17 protein-coding genes are annotated in these 20,594 nt (G+C 57.6%); 10 read left to right on the top strand and 7 right to left on the bottom strand.

Annotated elements, in window-relative coordinates:
* Positions 1-256: 256 nt before the first annotated feature.
* Both ybbP and ybbA read right to left on the bottom strand, forming a co-directional pair.
* Positions 257-2,671 carry a putative ABC transporter permease subunit YbbP gene (gene ybbP / locus HX778_RS16605; RefSeq protein ID WP_176982578.1) on the bottom strand — a complete coding sequence of 805 codons (2,415 nt, stop codon included), beginning with the start codon at positions 2,669-2,671 and terminating at the stop codon, positions 257-259.
* Entirely contained in the window at positions 2,668-3,354 is a 687-nt protein-coding gene (gene ybbA, locus HX778_RS16600; RefSeq protein WP_154187828.1) for a putative ABC transporter ATP-binding protein YbbA, read from the bottom strand. Before ybbA ends, ybbP begins: the two co-directional genes overlap by 4 nt.
* Between ybbA and tesA the strand changes: the two genes are divergently transcribed.
* From tesA to HX778_RS16585, 3 genes are all read left to right on the top strand, one after another.
* Complete coding sequence (tesA, locus tag HX778_RS16595; RefSeq protein ID WP_038483278.1) at positions 3,322-3,945, top strand: multifunctional acyl-CoA thioesterase I/protease I/lysophospholipase L1; 624 nt, start codon at positions 3,322-3,324, stop codon at positions 3,943-3,945. The two genes, ybbA and tesA, sit on opposite strands and share 33 nt — an antisense overlap.
* 77 nt (positions 3,946-4,022) lie before the next feature.
* Positions 4,023-4,793, top strand: coding sequence for an SDR family oxidoreductase (locus HX778_RS16590; RefSeq protein WP_176982577.1), 771 nt, complete (start codon positions 4,023-4,025; stop codon positions 4,791-4,793).
* 58 nt (positions 4,794-4,851) lie between these two features.
* On the top strand, positions 4,852-5,706 hold the full coding sequence (locus HX778_RS16585; RefSeq protein ID WP_176982576.1) for a co-chaperone YbbN: 855 nt from the start codon (positions 4,852-4,854) through the stop codon (positions 5,704-5,706).
* Between the two features lie 42 nt (positions 5,707-5,748).
* On the opposite strand, the gene cfa is transcribed toward HX778_RS16585, so the two are convergent.
* A complete protein-coding gene (gene cfa, locus HX778_RS16580) occupies positions 5,749-6,900 on the bottom strand; it encodes a cyclopropane fatty acyl phospholipid synthase (protein ID WP_176982575.1) in 1,152 nt (383 codons plus the stop codon).
* Between the two features lie 243 nt (positions 6,901-7,143).
* Between cfa and HX778_RS16575 the strand changes: the two genes are divergently transcribed.
* Positions 7,144-8,058 (top strand): SPFH domain-containing protein, encoded by a 915-nt coding sequence (locus HX778_RS16575; protein ID WP_176982574.1) that lies wholly within the window; start codon positions 7,144-7,146, stop codon positions 8,056-8,058.
* Entirely contained in the window at positions 8,055-8,501 is a 447-nt protein-coding gene (locus HX778_RS16570; RefSeq protein WP_061275271.1) for an NfeD family protein, read from the top strand. The genes HX778_RS16575 and HX778_RS16570 overlap by 4 nt, the downstream gene beginning before the upstream one ends.
* On the opposite strand, the gene cueR is transcribed toward HX778_RS16570, so the two are convergent.
* Positions 8,498-8,908, bottom strand: a complete 411-nt coding sequence (cueR, locus tag HX778_RS16565; protein ID WP_038480251.1) for a Cu(I)-responsive transcriptional regulator — start codon at positions 8,906-8,908, stop codon at positions 8,498-8,500. The genes HX778_RS16570 and cueR overlap by 4 nt on opposite strands.
* Before the next feature lie 107 nt (positions 8,909-9,015).
* Between cueR and copA the strand changes: the two genes are divergently transcribed.
* From copA to ybaK, 3 genes are all read left to right on the top strand, one after another.
* Positions 9,016-11,520, top strand: a complete 2,505-nt coding sequence (copA, locus tag HX778_RS16560) for a copper-exporting P-type ATPase CopA (protein ID WP_176982573.1) — start codon at positions 9,016-9,018, stop codon at positions 11,518-11,520.
* Positions 11,521-11,624: 104 nt separating this feature from the next.
* Entirely contained in the window at positions 11,625-12,425 is an 801-nt protein-coding gene (locus tag HX778_RS16555) for a TraB/GumN family protein (RefSeq protein ID WP_176982572.1), read from the top strand.
* 209 nt (positions 12,426-12,634) lie between these two features.
* Positions 12,635-13,114 (top strand): Cys-tRNA(Pro)/Cys-tRNA(Cys) deacylase YbaK, encoded by a 480-nt coding sequence (gene ybaK, locus HX778_RS16550; protein WP_038480242.1) that lies wholly within the window; start codon positions 12,635-12,637, stop codon positions 13,112-13,114.
* A 3-nt stretch (positions 13,115-13,117) separates the two neighbouring features.
* On the opposite strand, the gene ushA is transcribed toward ybaK, so the two are convergent.
* Positions 13,118-14,770 (bottom strand): bifunctional UDP-sugar hydrolase/5'-nucleotidase UshA, encoded by a 1,653-nt coding sequence (gene ushA / locus HX778_RS16545; protein WP_176982571.1) that lies wholly within the window; start codon positions 14,768-14,770, stop codon positions 13,118-13,120.
* A gap of 188 nt (positions 14,771-14,958) precedes the next feature.
* On the opposite strand from ushA, the gene HX778_RS16540 reads away from it, so the two are divergent.
* Positions 14,959-16,176 carry an MFS transporter gene (locus HX778_RS16540; RefSeq protein WP_038480236.1) on the top strand — a complete coding sequence of 406 codons (1,218 nt, stop codon included), beginning with the start codon at positions 14,959-14,961 and terminating at the stop codon, positions 16,174-16,176.
* Positions 16,177-16,393: 217 nt separating this feature from the next.
* Positions 16,394-18,070, top strand: coding sequence for a YbaL family putative K(+) efflux transporter (gene ybaL, locus HX778_RS16535; protein ID WP_038480233.1), 1,677 nt, complete (start codon positions 16,394-16,396; stop codon positions 18,068-18,070).
* A 72-nt stretch (positions 18,071-18,142) separates the two neighbouring features.
* Here the strand turns inward: ybaL and HX778_RS16530 are convergent, their stop codons facing one another.
* Positions 18,143-19,447 (bottom strand): inosine/guanosine kinase, encoded by a 1,305-nt coding sequence (locus HX778_RS16530; protein WP_038480230.1) that lies wholly within the window; start codon positions 19,445-19,447, stop codon positions 18,143-18,145.
* A 64-nt stretch (positions 19,448-19,511) separates the two neighbouring features.
* Positions 19,512-20,474: a ferrochelatase gene (gene hemH / locus HX778_RS16525; RefSeq protein WP_038480228.1), complete on the bottom strand. Its 963-nt coding sequence runs from the start codon at positions 20,472-20,474 to the stop codon at positions 19,512-19,514.
* Between the last annotated feature and the right edge of the window lie 120 nt (positions 20,475-20,594).

The following is a 20,594-nucleotide window of genomic DNA, read 5'->3' as shown; positions in this document are numbered from 1 at the left end:
AATCAGTAATGGTAAAGCGCGCAAATTTGCTTTCATGGAGATCCGTAGTAACCGTATTTATTATAAGCGCGGGCATATTAACGCTTATTAAGTCCGATTTCTGAGGGATTTTTATTAATTCGTGCGGTTATCTATCAGTCTTTTCTTAATAGATATTAAAAAAACATCAAAAAATGCAGAAAATATGTTCTGACGCAATAAATATCGAAATATAACAAATTTTATAACGGTAGCCGGGCGTCCCTGCCCGGCCTCCTCAGACGACAAACTGGCGGAACAGCGCCTTCCCTTTCAGTAAACGAACGCCCAGCCAGCCGCCGCAAAGCGACAGCAATATCGCCCCGGTAACAGGCAGCACGATCCACAGACGCAAATCAGGCTCCCACGGGAAGTCGAACACCCGGGTTTGCAGCACGCCAAGCGCTGTTTCGGCCCCGATGGCGGCCACCAGGCCGGATACCAGCCCCAGCACGGCGAACTCGCACCATAGCGTGGTTCTGAGCAGCTTTTTGCCCGCGCCCAGCGTGCGGTAAACCACCAGTTCCTGATGGCGCTGGCGCATGCCAACCTGTACCTGAGCCAGCAACAGCAGCAGGCCGCAGGCGGTCACCAGCACCACCATCACCTCCAGCGCGCGGCTGACCTGCTCCAGCACCTGGCCGATTTGTTTCAGGATAGCCCCGATATCCAGCAGGCTGACGGTCGGGAATTCGCGGTTAAGCTGGGTCAGCAGGCCGTTACTTCCCTCCCAGCGGAAGCTGGTGAGCCAGCTCTGCGGCTGCCCGTCGAGCGCCCCCGGCGGGAAGATAAAGTAGAAGTTTGGCCGCAGGCTTTCCCAGTCCACTTTGCGCAGGCTGGTCACCTTCGCGGTGAAGTCCTGGGTATCTCCCATGAAGGTCACGCTGTCGCCGAGTTTAATGTTCAGCCGCTTCGCCACGCCGTCGTCCATCGACACTTCCCCGGCCTTCGGCGGCCAGCTGCCCGCAAGGATCGGGTTGTGATCAGGCTTCTGGCTCTGCCAGGTCAGATTCAGCTCGCGGTTCAACGCTTCGTCCGGGTTGCCCTCGGTGGACTGGCCGTTAATCGCCGTCATGCGCGCCCGAACGATGGGGTAAAACGAATCCGGGATCACCTGATGGTCGGCGAGGAAGGTTTTCACCGGCTGAACCTGCTCCGGCGCAATGTTCACCAGGAAGTAGTTCGGGCTTTCCGGCGGCAGCTGCTGCTGCCATCTGTCCAGCAAATCGCCCCGCAGCACTAGCAGCAGCGCCAGCAGCATAAAGGAGAGCGAGAACGCCGCCAGCTGGCTGAGCGTCGCCCACGGCTGGCGAAGCAGGCGGTTAACCGCCAGGCGCAGGGCCAGGTTTTTTAGCGTCAGCTTCTTAAGCAGCTTCAGCACGCCCCAGCCAACGAGGCCGCACAGCGCCGCCAGCACCAGCGTGCCCGCCAGCACCGCCCAAAGTAGCGAACTTCCGCCCATGAGCAACGCCAGCAGCAGTACCACAACGACGCTAATCACCGGCAGATAAATTTTCAGCGGCCAGACGCTGGCTACGGCGTCACGGCGCAGCACGCGCAATGGCTGAGTCGCCAGCAAAAGTCGATACGGACGCAGTCCCACCAGCACGGAGATTGTTACCATCGAGCCGATAGCCCACACCCACGGCCAGAGGCTCGCTGGCGGCAGCGCGGCCGGCAGCACCGGCTTCAACAGCTGCATCAGTGCGGCTTCAAACAGCAGCCCGACGGCGCCCCCGGCAATCGCCGAAAGCAGCAGCACCATCAGCCACTGGCCGATAATCAGCTTACGCAGCGCCGCCCTGCCCGCGCCCAGCGTTTTCAGGATGGCCACCAGGTCGTAGCGGCTGCGGCAGTAGTGGCTCATCGCCACGGCAATCGCCGCCACGGCCAGCAGCAGCGTCAGCAGGGCAGAAAGCAGCAGGAACTGCTGAGAACGCTCCAGCGACTTGCCCAGCGCGCCTTCGTCCTGCTCCATGCCGATCCAGCGCTGCTCCGGCTTCAGCTTCGGCAGCAGGAAGTTTTCAAACTGCTGCAATTGCTGTGCGTCGCCGCCAAACTTGTAGCGCCAGCTAATGCGGCTGCCGGGCTGTACCGCCCCGGTTTTCTCGACGTCGGCCAGGTTCATCATCAGCCGGGGCGCAATCTGGAACGGGTTAAACCCGGCGTCCGGCTCCTGAATCACCTGCCCGGCAATACGCAGCGTGGCATCGCCCACGTCAATATTGTCGCCCACTTTCAGGTTGAGCAGAGCCAGCAGGCGAGGCGCAAGCAGCGCGGTGCCCGGCTCTGGTTTCAGGCCCGGCGGGTTAGTTTCCAGCTCGCCGTACATCGGGTAAACTCCGTCGACCGCTTTCACATCCGCCAGCTGCGGCGTGTCGCCGGCAAAGGTCATGGTGGCGAAGCTCAGCTGTTTGCCGACCTTTAAGCCATCGCTTTGCGCCTGAGTCAGCCATTCATCCGGCACGGCGCGGGCGCTACGCAATGTCCTGTCGCCCGCCATATACTCGCGGCTTTGCTGGCTGAGGCCTTTTTCCATTCTGTCGCTGATGCTGCCGAGCGCCAGCACGCAGGCCACCGCCAGGCTCAGCGCCAGCCAGACAATCAGCAGCGAGGGAGAGCGCCACTCGCGCCAGAACCAGCGGGCTATCATGCTTCCTCCCACAGTTTGCCTTCGCGCAGCCGCAGGCGGCGGTCGCAGCGTGCCGCCAGCTGCTCGTCGTGGGTGACGAGGATCAGCGTGGTGGAGAAATCGCGGTTAAGGGAAAACAGCAGGTCGGCAATGCGGTCGCCGGTTTGCCTGTCGAGATTACCGGTAGGCTCATCGGCAAACAGCACGCCCGGTTTGCCGTTAAACGCCCGAGCCAGCGCCACGCGCTGCTGTTCCCCGCCGGAGAGCTGTGCTGGCAGGTGATCCAGGCGTTTGCCTAAGCCCAACTGCTCCAGCAGCGCTTTGGCCTGAGCCCGGCTGGCCGAGCTGTTTTCACCGCGTAGCAGCGAGGGAAGCTCTACGTTTTCGAGGGCATTCAGGGTGGGCACCAGCATAAAGGACTGAAACACAAAGCCGACGTTCCTGGCACGCAAGGCCGCTCTCGCCTCTTCATCCATGCTGTGCAGCGGCTCGCCGCAAAGGTGGACTTCGCCGTCCGTGCCGTCATCAAGCCCGGCCAGAATCGCCAGCAGCGTGGACTTGCCCGAGCCTGACTCGCCAATCAGGGCGATGGTTTCGGCCGGTTTGACAACCAGCTCAACTCCGGTAAGGATGGAAAGCTCGTGTTCACCCTGACCCACGGACTTACTAAGATGATGAACTTCAACAATGTTTTCCGCTGGCATTTGCCCTTCCTGTTTCTGGCTTTGATGACCTTCCGCGCCGCCGCGGCGGACACGTTATTGATTTTAGGCGATAGCCTGAGCGCCGGTTACCGTATGGCAGCCACCAGCGCCTGGCCCGCTCTGCTGGATGCCAAATGGCAGCCGCAGAATACAAAAGTCGTGAATGCGAGCATCAGCGGTGATACCGCTGCGCAGGGCCTGTCTCGCCTGCCCGCGCTGTTAAAGCAGCATCAGCCTCGCTGGGTTTTAGTGGAGCTTGGCGGCAACGACGGCCTGCGTGGGTTCCAGCCTCAAGAGGTAGAAAAAACCCTTAAGCAGGTTATCACCGACGTGAAGGCCGCCAATGCCCAACCGCTGCTGATGCAAATTCGCCTGCCCGCCAACTACGGACGCCGCTATAATGAGGCGTTTAGCGCTATTTATCCGCAGCTTGCCAAACAGTTTGATATCCCTTTGCTTCCGTTCTTTATGGAAGAGGTGTATCTGAAACCGCAATGGATGCAGGATGACGGCATTCACCCTAACCGTGATGCTCAGCCGTTTATCGCCGACTGGATGGCGACGCAGCTGACTCCGTTACTCTCTAAATAACCGGCGCAGCAGCGCCAGGCATGACGAGATAGTTAAACACGACTGATAAATAATCGGGGCACCCTTCGGGTAAAGTTATGCAAAAATCCGTTTTAATTACAGGCTGCTCCAGCGGGATTGGCTTAGCCAGCGCGCAGGAGTTACAGAAGCTTGGCTACAACATTCTCGCCGCCTGCCGTAAACCGGAAGACGTAGAGCGCATGAATCAGCTCGGTTTTACCGGCGTTCAGCTCGATCTTGATGACCCGGAAAGCGTCAAACGTGCCGCCGCCGAAGTGATTGAAATTACCGGCAATCGCCTGTTCGGGCTGTTTAATAACGGCGGTTATGGCGTGTATGGCCCGCTGAACGCCATTTCCCGCGAACAGCTTGAACAGCAGTTTTCCACCAACTTCTTCGGCACGCACCAGCTCACCATGCTGCTGCTGCCCGCCATGCAGCCTCACCACGAAGGCCGCATCGTGATGACCAGCTCGGTGATGGGGCTGATTTCCACGCCGGGGCGCGGGGCCTATGCCGCCAGTAAATATGCGCTGGAAGCCTGGTCAGACGCGCTGCGCATGGAACTTCGCCACAGTGGGATTAAAGTCAGCCTGATTGAGCCCGGCCCAATCCGCACCCGCTTTACCGATAACGTTAATCAAACCCAGAGCGACAAGCCGGTAGAGAACCCTGGCATTGCCGCAAGGTTTACCCTCGGCCCGGAAGCGGTGGTGGCGAAAGTGCGCCATGCCTTTGAAAGCCCAAGGCCGAAGCTGCGCTACCCGGTGACCGTGGTGACCCACGTGATTACCGTGCTCCGCCGCCTGTTGCCGGCGTGCGCAATGGACAAAATTTTACGCAGCTGAGTTGAAGTCCCGGCCTCAGCCCCCATGTAAAAAACAAATGCTTAACAGAGAATCGCCCATGTCCGCAGAAAACATTATCAACATTACCGAAGCGAACCTGCACCAGACGCTGGAACAGTCCGTGGCTAAACCCGTGCTGTTTTATTTCTGGTCTGCCCGCAGCCAGCACTGCGAACAGTTAACGCCGGTTCTGGACAGGCTCGCAGCCCAATACAACGGCCAGTTTATTCTCGCCAAAGTTGACTGTGACGCAGAGCAGATGGTGGCTTCGCAGTTTGGCCTACGCTCCATTCCGACCGTGTATCTTTTCCAGAATGGTCAGCCGGTGGACGGCTTCCAGGGGCCGCAGCCGGAAGAAGCGATTCGCGCCCTGCTCGACAAAGTGCTGCCGCGTGAAGAAGAGCTGAAAGCCCAGCAGGCAGTGGAGCTGATGCAGGAAGGCAAACACGCCGAAGCGCTGCCGCTGCTGAAAGATGCGTGGCAGCTGTCCGACCAGAACAGCGAGATTGGCCTGCTGCTGGCGGAAGTGCAGATCGCCCTGAACCGCAGCGAAGACGCCGAAGCGGTGCTGAAAACTATTCCACTGCAGGATCAGGACACGCGCTACCAGGCGCTGATTTCCCAGATTGAACTGCTGAAACAGGCTGCCGACACGCCGGAAATTCAGCAATTGCAGCAGCAGGTACAAAACGAGCCGGACAACGCCCAGCTCGCCAGCCAGCTCGCATTGCAGCTTCATCAGGTCGGCCGGAACGAAGAAGCGCTGGAGCTGCTTTATACCCACCTGAAAAAAGACCTGGGCGCAGCAGACGGCCAGGCGCGTAAAATGATGATGGAAATTCTGGCCGCGCTGGGCACCGGCGACGCGCTGGCGTCCAAATACCGCCGTCAGATTTACGCCCTGATGTATTAATTAGCTAAAAACTAAAAAAGGCCGGTAATTCCGGCCTTTTGCTTATCTGTAAACGCGGATCCCGCCGTCCACGCCATTCGGACTGAACAGCACCTGCCAGAGCTGAATATTTCGCGCACGGAATGCGCCCGCACAGGCGTTTAAATAGTAGGTAAACATCCGTTTAAAACGCTCGTCATAATTGCGTGAAATATTAGGCCAGCAGCGGAGGAAATTATCGTTCCAGGCCATCAACGTTCTGTCGTAATCCGCGCCGATATTGTGCCAGTCTTCCATAATAAAATGTTTTTCACTGGCGCTGGCAATATGGCGCACGGACGGTAAACAGCCGTTGGGGAAAATATATTTATTGATCCAGGGATCGACGTTTAAATCCGTTTCATTCGAACCGATGGTGTGCAGCAGAAACAGGCCGTCGTCTTTAATATTGCGGGCGGCAACCTCAAAATAGGTGCTGTAGTTTTTCGGCCCGACGTGCTCGAACATGCCCACGGAAACAATGCGATCAAATTTGCTGTTGAGGTCGCGATAATCCTGCAGCAGGATCTCGACGTCCAGGCCCCGGCAGCGATCCTGCGCCATTTTTTGCTGCTCCGCCGATATCGTTACGCCGACCACCGACACGCCGTATTCCTGCGCCGCATACTGCGCCAGACCGCCCCAGCCGCAGCCGATATCCAGCAGCGTCATGCCCGGCTTGAGCTGCAGCTTTTCGCAGATCATGTGCAGCTTATTACGCTGGGCAGAGGCAAGATCCGTGGCGTCTTTCCAGTAGCCGCAGGAATATTGCATATACGGATCGAGCATCGCGGCAAACAGATCGTTGCCGATATCGTAGTGCTCCTTGCCGACTATCCAGGCACGCTTACGGGACTGCAAATTAAAGACTCTGGCCCCGGCAATACGCAGCAGGTCAGAGAAATGCTTCGGCATTTTGCTGTCCAGGCCGTGGCGCAAAATATGGGTAAATAAAATATCCATCCGGTCGCAGTCCCACCAGCCGTCCATATAGCTTTCCCCCAGGCCGAGAGAACCTTCCTGTAATATTCGCTTGAAGAAGTCTGGATTATTCACCCGAATATCTGCCGGACCGTTGCCGTCAATATCAATCGCCATGGGTGAAATTAATTCTTCCACGATTTTCTGCCAATGGCTGTTATTGGTCCGATGCTGCTCAGCTATTATTGTCCCCATTGCTTCCTCACCGGGATAAGTACTCTTGCCAAATACCGCCCGCCCAATAGCGCGAGCTGCCGAAGCATCCGATATTACGCCTGCGCACACCATGCGTGAAATGAACTTACTCCATGAAAATCATTCCATTTAGGAATAATTAAATGATAAGCAGCAATTAATTCTCAGCGGGCGCCGGACTGTTGCTGAATGTTTCAGGTTAAGCAGTTAGACTGAATGCAAAACAAACAGGAGGTTTTTTTAATGCTTATCGTGATCCCCGTATTAATTCTCGTGGCGCTGGTGGTTGTAGCGGCCGGGGTAAAAATCGTGCCTCAGGGCTTTCAATGGACCGTCGAACGCTTTGGCCGCTATACCAACACCCTGATGCCGGGCCTGAACCTTGTGGTGCCGTTTATGGATCGCGTGGGCCGCAAAATCAACATGATGGAACAGGTGCTCGACATCCCTTCCCAGGAAGTCATTTCCAAAGATAACGCCAACGTTTCCATTGACGCCGTGTGCTTTATTCAGGTGGTTGACGCCCCACGCGCCGCCTATGAAGTCAGCAACCTTGAGCTGGCGATCATCAACCTGACGATGACCAACATCCGTACCGTGCTCGGCTCAATGGAGCTGGATGAGATGCTGTCCCAGCGCGACAACATCAACACCCGCCTGCTGCACATCGTGGACGAAGCCACCAACCCGTGGGGCATTAAAATCACCCGTATCGAAATCCGCGACGTGCGCCCGCCGGCTGAGCTGATTGATGCCATGAACGCCCAGATGAAAGCCGAACGTACCAAGCGCGCCTACATTCTTGAGGCCGAAGGGATCCGCCAGGCAGAAATCGTCAAAGCCGAAGGTGAGAAACAGTCGAAAATCCTGAAGGCCGAAGGGGAACGCCAGTCAGCTTTCCTTCAGGCAGAAGCCCGCGAACGTAGCGCCGAAGCGGAAGCCCGCGCCACGCAAATGGTGTCCGAAGCTATCGCCAAAGGGGATATTCAGGCGGTGAACTACTTCGTCGCCCAGAAATACACCGACGCGCTGCAGCAAATCGGCTCGGCCAATAACAGTAAGGTGGTGCTGATGCCGCTGGATGCCTCCAGCCTGATGGGCTCCATCGCCGGGATCAGCGAACTTATCGCCCAGAGCGGCAACGAGAGTAAAAAATGATCGACAGTATTCTCGCGCACCCACACGTCTTCTGGCTTGCGCTAGGCGGACTGCTGCTGGCGGCGGAGATGCTCGGCGCCAGCGGCTATTTGCTGTGGAGCGGCGTGGCGGCGGTCATCACCGGGCTGCTGGTCTGGCTGCTGCCGCTCGGCTGGGAAACGCAGGGCGTCTGTTTTGCCCTGCTGACGCTGGTCGCCGCCTTTCTCTGGTGGCGCTGGCTGTCCAGCCGCAAGCAGCAAATTCCAGGTGAAGTGCTCAACCAACGCGGCCAGCAACTGGTTGGCCGCCGTTTCCGTCTGGAAACCGCGCTGGTCAACGGCCGGGGGCATGTTCGCGTGGCAGACAGCAGCTGGCCGGTGACCGCCGATGAAGATTTACCGGCGGGCTGTGAGGTTGTGGTGCAGGCCGTGGAAGGCATTACGCTAAAAATTAAAGCGGTTTAGTTTATCTCGTGGCGATGGCAGCAGCCGGAAAGGTTGTCGATGATCGGGCAGTCGGCGCTTTCATCGCCTGGGCAGGCTTCTGCCAGCGTCAGCAAATGCTGACGCATATTTTGTAGCTCAATAATGTGCCGTTCGATATCCGCGACCTTCTGTAAGGTGCGGGCTTTTACGTCCGCGCTGTGCCTCGCCGGATCGTTAAACAGGCTTACCAGCTCCTTGCACTCTTCCAGATTAAACCCGACCTGGCGGGCCTGGCGCAGCAGCGTCAGCTCATCGAGATGCTTTTGCGTATAGCTCCGGTAGCCGTTGTCGGCGCGAAACGGCGGCGTGACCAGGCCTTTCTCTTCGTAAAAACGAATCGCCTTGCTGGTTAGCCCGGTTTTTTTCGCCACATCGCTAATATTCATTTTTGCTCCTTGACCTTCCCCTTGATGGAAGGTTTAACCTTTCTCATAGTTAACCGAATCATCCTTTCGGTCAATATTTCACCTCACCATCATACAGGAGTCTTGCGATGTCACACATTGTGGATCTGAATCTGGATGGCCTGACCTGCGGCCATTGTGTTAAACGCGTGAAAGAAAGCCTCGAGCAGCGTGCAGACGTTGAGCAGGCTGAAGTCAGCCAAACCCACGCCCGCGTCACCGGCAGCGCCACGCCGGAAGCACTGGTAGAAACCGTGAAGCAAGCGGGATACGGCGCAGAAGTCGCCAGCCACCCAAAGGCTGAACCGCTGGCAGAGTCATCAACTCCGTCGGAAGCACTGACAGCGGTCGCCCCTTCGCTTCCGGCAGCGTCTACCGACGATGACAGCCAGCAGCTGTTGATCAACGGTATGAGCTGCGCCAGCTGCGTCTCCCGGGTGCAAAATGCCTTACAGAATGTCCCGGGCGTCAGCCAGGCACGGGTTAACCTTGCGGAGCGTAGTGCGCTGATAATGGGCACCGCCTCCGCTGAATCGCTGGTCAAAGCCGTGGAAAACGCAGGCTATGGCGCCGAAGCGATTGAAGACGACCAGAAACGCCGTGAACGTCAGCAGGAAACGGCGAACGCCGCCATGAAGCGCTTCCGCTGGCAGGCGATTGTCGCCCTTGCCGTCGGGATCCCGGTGATGGTCTGGGGCATGATCGGCGACAACATGATGGTCACCGGGAGCAACCGCTCCCTGTGGCTGACTATCGGCATTATCACCCTCGCGGTGATGGTCTTTGCCGGCGGCCATTTTTACCGTAGCGCCTGGCGCAGCCTGATGAACCGTGCGGCCACTATGGATACGCTCGTCGCCCTCGGCACCGGCGCGGCCTGGCTCTACTCAATTACCGTGAACATCTGGCCGCAGCACTTCCCGATGGAAGCCCGCCACCTCTACTACGAGGCCAGCGCGATGATCATCGGCCTGATAAACCTCGGCCATATGCTTGAGCAGCGTGCACGTCAGCGCTCCTCCAAAGCCCTTGAACGTCTGCTGGACTTAACGCCGCCGACCGCGCGAGTAGTGACGGATGAAGGCGAAAAAACCTTACCGCTGGCGGAAGTCACCGCCGGAATGACGCTGCGCCTGACCACCGGCGACCGCGTCCCCGTTGACGGCGAAATTACCCAGGGTGAAGCCTGGTTCGACGAAGCAATGCTGACCGGCGAACCGGTCCCGATGCAAAAATCAAACGGCGACGGCATTCATGCCGGTACCGTGGTGCAGGACGGCAGCGTGCTGTTCAAGGCCACCGCAACCGGCAGCCACACTACGCTGTCCCGTATTATCCGCATGGTTCGCCAGGCGCAGAGCAGCAAGCCGGAAATCGGTCAGCTTGCCGATAAAATCTCTGCCGTATTCGTGCCGGTGGTGGTGGCTATTGCGCTGATTAGCGCCGCTATCTGGTACTTTGTCGGCCCGGCGCCGCAAATCGTTTACACCCTGGTTATTGCCACCACGGTGCTGATTATCGCCTGCCCTTGCGCCCTGGGGCTTGCGACGCCGATGTCGATTATTTCAGGCGTGGGCCGTGCCGCCGAGTTCGGCGTTCTGGTACGCGATGCCGATGCCCTGCAGCGCGCCAGCACGCTGGATACCGTGGTCTTTGATAAAACGGGCACGCTGACCGAAGGCAAACCGCAGGTGGTTGCCGTGGAAACCCGTTCGGGGGTGGATGAAGTACAGGCAGTACGCCTTGCGGCCGCGCTTGAGCAAGGTTCAAGTCATCCGCTGGCTCGCGCCATTATTGAAAAAGCAGGCAGTTCGACGCTGCCGGAAGTCACCTCGTTTCGCACTCTGCGCGGGCTTGGCGTCAGCGGTGAAGTTGACGGGCATAAACTGCTGCTGGGCAACAAAGCGCTGCTTGATGAGCAGGGTGTGGACACGCAGCCGCTTGTCGACAGCATTGATACGCAGGCACGTTCAGGCGCCACGCCGGTTCTGCTGGCGGTAGACGGCCAGCTCATGGCGCTGTTAGCCATACGCGATCCGCTTCGCAGCGACAGCGTAAGTGCGCTGCAACGCCTGCATCGCAACGGCTATCGTTTAGTGATGCTCACCGGTGATAACGCCGTGACCGCCAACGCTATCGCCAAAGAAGTTGGCATTGACGAGGTGATTGCGGGCGTGCTGCCGGACGGCAAAGCTGACGCCATCAAACAGCTGCAGCAGCAGGGCCGCCAGGTGGCGATGGTGGGCGACGGCATCAACGATGCTCCGGCGCTGGCTCAGGCAGAAGTGGGGATTGCGATGGGCGGCGGCAGCGACGTCGCGATTGAAACCGCAGCCATTACCCTGATGCGTCACAGCCTGGTCGGCGTTGCCGACGCGCTGGCCATTTCTAAGGCTACGCTGCGCAATATGAAGCAAAATCTGATGGGCGCCTTCGTGTACAACTCGCTTGGTATTCCGATTGCCGCTGGCGTGCTGTACCCGCTGACCGGCACGCTGCTCAACCCGGTGGTTGCCGGTGCCGCGATGGCGCTGTCTTCCATCACCGTGGTCAGCAACGCCAACCGCCTGCTGCGCTTTAAACCGAAAGACTAACATCTCTGCGGCCTGCCGTTCTCCTTTTGAGCGGAAGGCCGACTTTTTACTTTCCCCTTCCAGCCCAGGGCGTTAGCATGGCTTTTTAGCCAGGGAATCGCGATATGGGTTTGTTCCAACGTCTTAGCTCACTGCTTTCCAGTCTGACAGCCTCTACTTATCCCTGGCCTGCCCTTGATATCACGCTCCCCGGCAAGCGCTATCTGCACCTCGTGGGCAGCATTCATATGGGCACACGCGACATGACTCCGCTTTCCTCGCGGCTGGTGAAAAAGCTGCGTGAGGCAGATGCGCTGATTGTCGAAGCGGATATCCGCACCGGTGATTCGCCGTTCAGTGAAATCGCGGAGGACATCGAGCTGGAAGCGCGTATGGCACCGGACGATTACCAGCAGGTGCTGAGCCTTTGCAGCGAACTGGGTATCTCGCTAAGCAGCCTTGAACGCCAGCCAGCCTGGCAGGTGGCGCTGATTTTACAGGCACACCAGGCGCAGCGGCTTGGTCTCCGTCCTGACTACGGCATTGACTATCAGCTCCTGGAAGCCGCGCAGCGCTATAACGTGCCGGTCACCGAGCTTGAAGGTGCACAAAGCCAAATCGAGTTACTGAAGGGGCTGCCTGAGGGTGGGATGCCGCTGCTGAACGACACGCTGGAGCACTGGCACACCAACGCCCGCCTGCTGCAAATTATGATCGGCTGGTGGCTGGAAACGCCACCCCAGCAGGGCAATATTGCTCTACCCAACACCTTCGGCGATGCGCTTTATGACGTATTAATGCATCAGCGAAACCGCCAGTGGCAGGCGTTTCTGCAGCAGTTGCCCGCCGGACGCTACGTGGTTGCGGTCGGCGCGCTGCACCTTTACGGCGAAGGTAACCTGCCGGAAATGCTGAAAAAAGGGTAAAAAAAATGGCCAATATTTCTATTGGCCCGTCAAAGAGGAATTTCATTTATTATTCTGTTTATCCCGGCTGCCGAAGCAACCGAAGCTGAATTGTCGCTCAATGTGATGGTTTACGCCATCACTATTGTGTAGCGCTATATTACTCGTCAAGTATATCACTACGATTACTATTTTGTGCGTTTTCAAAACAACGAATAAAGAAGGAAACCATGACTCCCGCGGTAAAACTCCTCGAAAAGAACAAAATCAGCTTTCAAATTCATGCCTATGAGCACGATCCGCTGGAAACCAACTTTGGTGACGAAGTGGTTCGCAAGCTGGGGCTGAACGCCGACCAGGTTTATAAAACGCTGCTGGTGGCGCTGAATGGCGATATGAAACACCTGGCCGTGGCGGTGACGCCGGTTGCCGGGCAGCTTGACCTGAAAAAGGTCGCGAAGGCGCTGGGCGTGAAGAAGGTTGAAATGGCGGACCCGATGGTCGCGCAGCGGATCACCGGCTATCTGGTCGGCGGCATCAGCCCTCTCGGGCAGAAAAAGCGCTTACCGACGGTGATTGATGCTCCGGCACAAGAGTTTGCCAGCATCTACATTTCCGGCGGCAAGCGCGGGCTGGATATCGAACTCGCGGCAAACGACCTGGCAAAGCTGCTGGATGCCAGCTTCGCTGATATCGCCCGCCGCGATTAACGCTTAGTTCCAGCTCACCTCACCCTTAGGTTGGTAAGCATTTACGTCCAGCGGAGAGTTCTGCTCGATGTACTGTTTCAGGACTTCCGCATCGACAAAGCCGGTGTTGACGTAACCCGGCTTTTTATCGATTTCCGGGTAACCGTCGCCGCCGGTGCCGTTGAAGCTCAGCGTCGCCATGCGGTAGGTTTTCGCCGGGTCAATCGGCTGGTCTTTGATTTTCAGATTGCTGAGCTTGCCGCCGGTTGAGGTGAAGCTCACGTTTGAGAACTGCGGATAGGCGCCGGAGTCCGGCGTTTTCTGCGCCACCGCCGTCAGATACGCCTCAACGTCTTTGCCACTCATATCGATGTAGGCCACGGTGTTGCCGAACGGCTGCACCTTAAGCACGTCTTTATAGGTAATATCCCCGGCTTCAATGGAATCACGCACGCCGCCGCCGCTCATCACCGCAAAGTCAGCGTTGGTTCGCGCCATCTGTGCCGCCAGCAGTAGGCGCGCCAGGTTAGTTTGTACGAAACGCACCTTGCTGCGGTCCCCTTCCAGATGCCCGTTCACGCTGCCTACTTTGACCTTCAGCGCGGCCTGGCCTTTGTTCTGGAACGGCGTCAGCAGGGAAAGCATCTGCTGGTTTTCAGCGATTTCAGGCGTGTAGAGTACGCGCTCACTTTGCCCGTTGTCGTAGGTGATTTTCTTTTTCAGGTTGATAGGGATCAGCTGATAGTGCACCAGCTTCATCTCGCCGTTGCGGAACTCAAAGTCCGCCCGTCCGACGTATTTCCCCCACTCGTGCGCCTGCACAATCCAGGTGCCGTTTTGTCTGTCCGGCGCGCAAGGCGTGCCCGGCATATAATCCTTCTGCTTCTGGTTTTCCTGCGCCATGCAGACCGGATCCTGTGAGTGACCACCCACAATCATCGTTAGCGCCCCGGCAGGCAGGCTTCTGGCCATTTCGACATCGCCCGGCGCATTCGAGCCGTGGTTGCCATTATCGTAATGGCCCATATGGGTTGCGGCGATAATCACGTCAGGTTTTTCGGTGCCCTGCAGCTCCTGAATCACCAGTTTGGCTTCCTCCGCAGGCTGGCGGAATTCGATGTCGGTGAAGTATTCCGGGTTACCGATTTTTGCCGTGTCGTCGGTGGTCAGGCCGATAACCGCCACCTTGATGCCCTGGGGTTTAAAAATCGCATAGGGCTTAAACAGGCGCTCGCCGGTGCTTTTCTGGTAAATATTGGCGGACAGCAGCGGGAACTTCGCCCATTTTTCCTGCTGGCGCAGGACGGAGAGCGGGTTGTCGAATTCGTGGTTGCCGACGGCCATCGCGTCATAGCCAATCAGGCTCATGCCGCGGAAGTCCGGCTCGGCATCCTGCAGGTCTGATTCCGGCACGCCGGTGTTGATATCACCGCCCGACAGCAGCAGCACGCTGCCGCCTTCGGCTGCAACCTCTTTACGCACGCTGTCTACCAGCGTTTTTTGCGCCGCCAGGCCGTATTCCGAGTACTCATTGCGCCAGAAGTGGCCATGATGATCGTTGGTATGAAGAATCGTAATTTTGTAGGTCTTGTCTTTTTCCCAGGCCAGCGCGGAAGCGCTGGTTAAGCTCAATGCCACCAGCAGCGCCGTGGTTATTGTTTTAGTAGCAAAACGCATTGTCCATCTCCATGTCAAAATGTAACTGCGCAGGAATACCAGATAGCGGCCAGGATAGACAACTAACTTTTCCGAAATGCGACTTTCTTCAAATCCCCCGCACGAGTATGTTAGCAGGGTAAGAATTTCTTCCGGGCGATTTCCTGCGTCGCCCGCTCTAAAAACAATAACCGTTCGTACAGGTAATTATGGCAAGCTCTCAAACCCTCACGCAGCCGGGCACGCCCCCGGAGCAAAAAAAAGCGCGCACCGCATTTGGGATCCTCGGCGCTATAAGCCTTTCCCATCTGCTTAATGACATGATTCAATCGCTGATTCTGGCTATCTACCCTCTGCTACAGGCCGAGTTTTCCCTGAGTTTTATGCAAATCGGGATGATAACCCTGACCTTCCAGCTTTCTTCATCGCTGCTGCAGCCGCTGGTGGGCTACTACACCGACAAATACCCGATGCCGTGGTCGCTGCCGATTGGCATGTGTTTTACCCTTTGCGGCCTGGTGCTGCTGGCGCTGGCGGGCAGCTTCCCGGCGGTTCTGGTGGCTGCGGCCTTAGTGGGCACCGGCTCGTCGGTATTCCACCCTGAGTCCTCGCGCGTGGCGCGTATGGCGTCCGGCGGCCGTCACGGGCTGGCGCAGTCGCTGTTCCAGGTGGGCGGCAACTTCGGCAGCTCTCTGGGGCCATTGCTGGCGGCAGTCATTATTGCGCCTTACGGTAAAGGTAACGTGGCGTGGTTCGTGCTGGCAGCGCTGCTGGCAATTGTCGTCCTGCTGCAAATCAGCCGCTGGTATTCCGCTCAGCACAAAATCGCGAAAAGCCGCCCTGCCGTGCCGGTGGTCAACCCGCTGCCGCGCAACAAAGTTATCCTGGCGGTCTCTGTTTTGCTGCTGCTGATCTTCTCTAAATACTTCTATATGGCGAGCATCAGCAGCTACTTCACTTTCTACCTGATGCAAAAATTCGGATTATCGGTACAAAACGCCCAGATTCACCTGTTCGCCTTCCTGTTTGCCGTCGCGGCGGGGACGGTTATCGGCGGGCCATTAGGGGATAAAATTGGGAGAAAATACGTGATTTGGGGCTCAATCCTCGGCGTCGCGCCATTTACCCTTGTTTTACCCTATGCGTCGCTTTACTGGACCGGCGTGCTGACGGTGATCATTGGCTTTATTCTGGCCTCGGCTTTTTCGGCAATTTTGGTGTACGCCCAGGAGCTGCTTCCTGGCCGTATCGGCATGGTTTCCGGGCTGTTTTTCGGATTTGCCTTTGGAATGGGTGGCCTGGGTGCCGCGGTGCTTGGGCTTATTGCCGACCATACCAGTATCGAATTGGTCTACAAAATATGTGCCTTCCTGCCGCTCCTCGGTATTATGACAATATTCCTACCCGATAACCGCCATAAAGCGTAGGTTTTAGCGGCCAAAGTATTGCTTTGGCCGCTTCCCACCCCCATACCCTCCTGGTTGCTGCCCCACATAACTGAGTTAAATGCTACTCAGAGCCTTTTTTTTATCGAAATGCGCCTTTTATTCAAAATTCAACAATTATTCATAAACGCCGATAAGGAAATTGTCATAAACTGTGTAACAGAACGTTTTGGAACATCGGCCAACCAAAGGAGACGGAATGCACCACGCCACACCGCTTATCACCACCATTGTTGGTGGTCTCGTGCTCGCTTTTTTACTCGGTATGCTGGCTAACAAGCTGCGCATATCTCCGCTGGTGGGCTATTTATTAGCCGGCGTGCTGGCGGGACCTTTTACTCCAGGTTTTGTTGCTGATACCAAACTTGCCCCCGAGCTGGCGGAATTAGGCGTGATTCTGCTGATGTTCGGCGTCGGGCTGCATTTTTCATTGAAGGACTTGATGGCGGTAAAGGCCATCGCCATCCCCGGTGCGATCGCGCAGATTGGCGTTGCAACGCTGCTGGGCATGGCGCTTTCCTGGCTGATGGGCTGGTCATTGATGACCGGCATCGTCTTCGGGCTGTGTTTGTCGACGGCAAGTACCGTCGTGCTGCTGCGGGCGCTTGAAGAGAGGCAGTTAATCGATACCCAGCGAGGGCAGATTGCCATTGGCTGGCTGATTGTTGAAGATCTGGTGATGGTGCTGACGCTGGTGCTGCTGCCGGCGGTGGCCGGGATGCTGGAAAAAGGCGACGTTGGCCTGGCTTCCCTAAGCCTGGATATGGCTATCACCATCGGTAAGGTCGCCGCCTTTATCGCCCTGATGATGCTGGTAGGCCGTCGCCTTGTGCCGTGGATTCTGGCACGCAGCGCCGCCACCGGCTCCCGCGAGCTGTTTACCCTTTCCGTCCTCGCGCTGGCGCTCGGTATCGCCTTTGGTGCGGTGGAGCTGTTTGACGTCTCCTTTGCGCTGGGGGCCTTCTTTGCCGGTATGGTGCTGAATGAGTCCGAGCTAAGCCACCGTGCGGCGCACGACACGCTGCCGCTGCGCGACGCCTTTGCGGTGCTGTTCTTTGTTTCCGTTGGGATGCTGTTTGACCCGCTGATCCTGATTCAGGAGCCGCTGGCAGTGCTGGGCACGCTGGCTATCATTATCTTTGGTAAATCACTGGCGGCGTTCCTGCTGGTACGCATGTTCGGCCACTCCCAGCGTACCGCGCTGACCATCGCCACCAGCCTCGCGCAGATCGGTGAATTTGCGTTTATTCTGGCAGGCCTCGGCATGGCGCTGAACCTGCTGCCACAAACGGGGCAGAATTTAGTGCTCGCGGGCGCAATCCTGTCGATTATGCTGAACCCGATTCTGTTCGCCATTCTTGAGCGCTACCTCGAAAAAACCGAAACGCTGGACGAGCAGACGCTGGAAGAGGCTATCGAAGAAGAGAAGCAAATCCCGGTGGATATCTGCAACCACGCGCTGCTGGTGGGCTATGGCCGCGTCGGCAGCCTGCTGGGCGAGAAGCTGCTGGCCGAAGGCGTGCCGCTGGTGGTGATTGAAACCTCCCGCAGCCGCGTGGATGAGCTGCGCGAGCGAGGCATCCGTACCGTGCTGGGCAATGCCGCTAACGAAGAGATCATGAATCTGGCGCATCTGGACTGCGCGCGCTGGCTGCTGCTGACTATCCCTAACGGCTACGAGGCGGGTGAAATCGTCGCGACGGCCAGAGCAAAATGCCCGGATATCGAAATCATCGCCCGTGCCCACTATGACGACGAAGTCGATTACATCACCGAGCGTGGGGCTAATCAGGTCGTGATGGGAGAAAGAGAGATTGCCAATACCATGCTGGGGCTGCTGGTACCGCCGGTGGCTCAGGAAGTGGTGACAGGTTAGTACGCTTATAGGGCAGGTTTCGCGCCTGCCCGCATCAAAAAGCAGAGCCTTCTTCAGGCTCTGCTCTGCTGCTTAACGTTCCCAGTAAGATTCTTCGAGACTGTCTTCCCGCTCGGGCAGGCCGCGCGTCAGGCGTGGAGAATGCTGGTTCAACACCTGATAGCTAACGCGGTTAGCGTATTTGCACACCTGCGCCAGCGAGGAATAGGTCAGCCAGGTCAGTTTGTGCTTGCTGGAGTTCGGCACGTTGCTGCGGTGATAGTTGTTCGCGGTAATATCATGCAGTAGCGCCGCAAGCGCGCCGTCACCCGCCCCGTTGGTGTTCATTATCTTCTCCGGGCCGCCCATGTAAGGAGCGATGTGGGAGTAGATACGCAGCGGTTCAGCACAATCTTTCAGGCGCATCGCGCGGCTAAATTCGTACTGATTAAATTCCGCAATAGCGCCCGGCAACAGAGGATGTTGGGTATTACGTTTCGCGGTTTCTTCCGTGTAGCCCGCCATATAAAGCCCGACCGGCCCGGCGGTGCACAGTACCAGGTCAACCCAGTCCAGCGCCTTGTCGGCGGCCAGCAGCGGATCGCTTTCGCCGGTTAGCGCCTCGCCTTCTTCTTCGTTCATCGCCAGGATAGAAACGTGTTCGCGCAGGAATGCCTGCCACCAGGCCGGGTTCTCGGCAATCACGTATTTAGTGCCCAGGGTCAGTACCACCGGCACGTTGTGTTTCTTCGCCCAGGCAATGGCCTGCATGGTGGCGTCCGGCATCGGCTCGCCCGGCTTGCAGCGTACCAGATAAGAGGTCAGCACCAGTGCGGACGCCCCGGCAATCACCTCTTCAGGAATGCTTTCAGCACGCAGCTGGTTCATGTGGCCAGGGCTGATGGCGAACGTACGCTCACCCTGGTCGCCAATCAGCGTAAAGCAGCGGCCAATCGCGCCGTCAACGCCCTGCAGGTAGTTAAGATCGGTCCGGCTGGAGGTGTTGCAGAGATAGCGGTAGGCGTAGCTGCCAATTTCGACATTGCGGCACATCACGCCGAGCAGCACCGAGCGGTCATCGGCCAGCACAGAGTAGTTGTGCATGGTATTGCCGATGGTGCCCCCGGCAAACTGGTGGGTAATCAGGTTGCTGTCGACCAGTTCTTTGTAGAGCGCGTCGGCCACATCATCCTCAATCACCAGGGAATGACCGAAGCTCAGCCCGTAGCGCTGTACAAATTCGTCGTCCACTTTGGCCTCAATGTCGACCAGCGTTTGATCGATGCCGACCACCCAGGAAGCGCCGCTTTCGGCTTCAGGCTGAGTTTGCTGCAGGAGCGGATCGCGGGCGTTGACGGGGAAGTAGTGTTTGGATTTGCGTTTACCGGGAAATTTCATGGTGTCGTTACGGGGCTGAATAATAAGGCGGAGAATAGTAACATTCCCCGCCTCAGGATTCTATTTAGCGATACCGCTCCACCAGATTCACCATCATTGCGATATGGGCCGGATCGTCGTTCAGCGCCGGGATATACTCGTACTTCGTCCCGCCCGCTTCGATAAACACTTCCCGGTTCTGCACCGCCATCTCTTCGAGGGTTTCCAGGCAGTCGGCGGAGAAACCGGGGCACATCACCTGAATATGCTTCACGCCCTTTTCGGCCAGCATTTTCAGCGTTTCGTCGGTGTACGGCATCAGCCACGGCTCGCGGCCAAAGCGTGACTGGTAGGTCATCATCACTTTTTCCGGCGGCAGCTCAAGGGCGCTCAGCAGCTCACGGGTGGTGTCACGACAGCGCTGCGGGTAATCATCGCCTTCGTTAGCATAGCGCTGCGGAATGCCGTGATAGGAAAGCAGCAGCACGTCCGGCTCGCCGTGTTCGGCAAAAGAGCGTTTAACCGAGGCCGCCAGCGCGTTGATGTACGCGGGATCGGTCGCATAGTCACGAATCAGGGAGATAGAAGGCAGGCTGCGATAATCGGCGAAGATCCGCCCCAGTTCGTCCCATACCGCCGCAACGGTAGAGCAGGAAAACTGAGGGTAAAGCGGCAGCACCACAATGTGCGTCACGTTCTGCGCCAGCAGCTCCTCAACGGCGCTTTTCAGCGACGGTTCGCCGTAGCTCATCCCCAGCGCAACCGGCGTGTCCGGCAGCTGCTGCGCCAGCGCTTTCTCCTGCCGACGGCTGTAAACCATCAGCGGCGAGCCCTCTTCCATCCAGATGGACTGGTAGAGTTTGGCGACGCGCGGCGAACGCAGCGGCAGAATGACGCCGCGCAGCAAAGGCCACCACAGCAGGCGAGGCGTATCCACCACGCGCTTATCGCTCAGGAACTGACGCAGATAGCGGTTGACCGCCGCCGGAGTCGGGGCGCTCGGCGTGCCAAGGTTAGCCAGTAAGATGCCAATTTTTTCCTGATTCATTCCCACCCCTTATCTATAAATTGCCGTCAATTGTAACGTAAAAGAGCGAAACGAGAACCGATTACAGCAAAAGGGGAAAATGAGGGCAAAAAAATACCAGGGCATGCCCTGGTATTGATT

It is taken from the genome of Cedecea sp. P7760 (assembly GCF_013386425.1).
In the GTDB taxonomy this organism is placed as follows: domain Bacteria; phylum Pseudomonadota; class Gammaproteobacteria; order Enterobacterales; family Enterobacteriaceae; genus Cedecea; species Cedecea selenatireducens.
The sequence above is the reverse complement of the archived record's forward strand: the minus strand, read 5'-3'. Positions and strand labels throughout refer to the sequence as shown.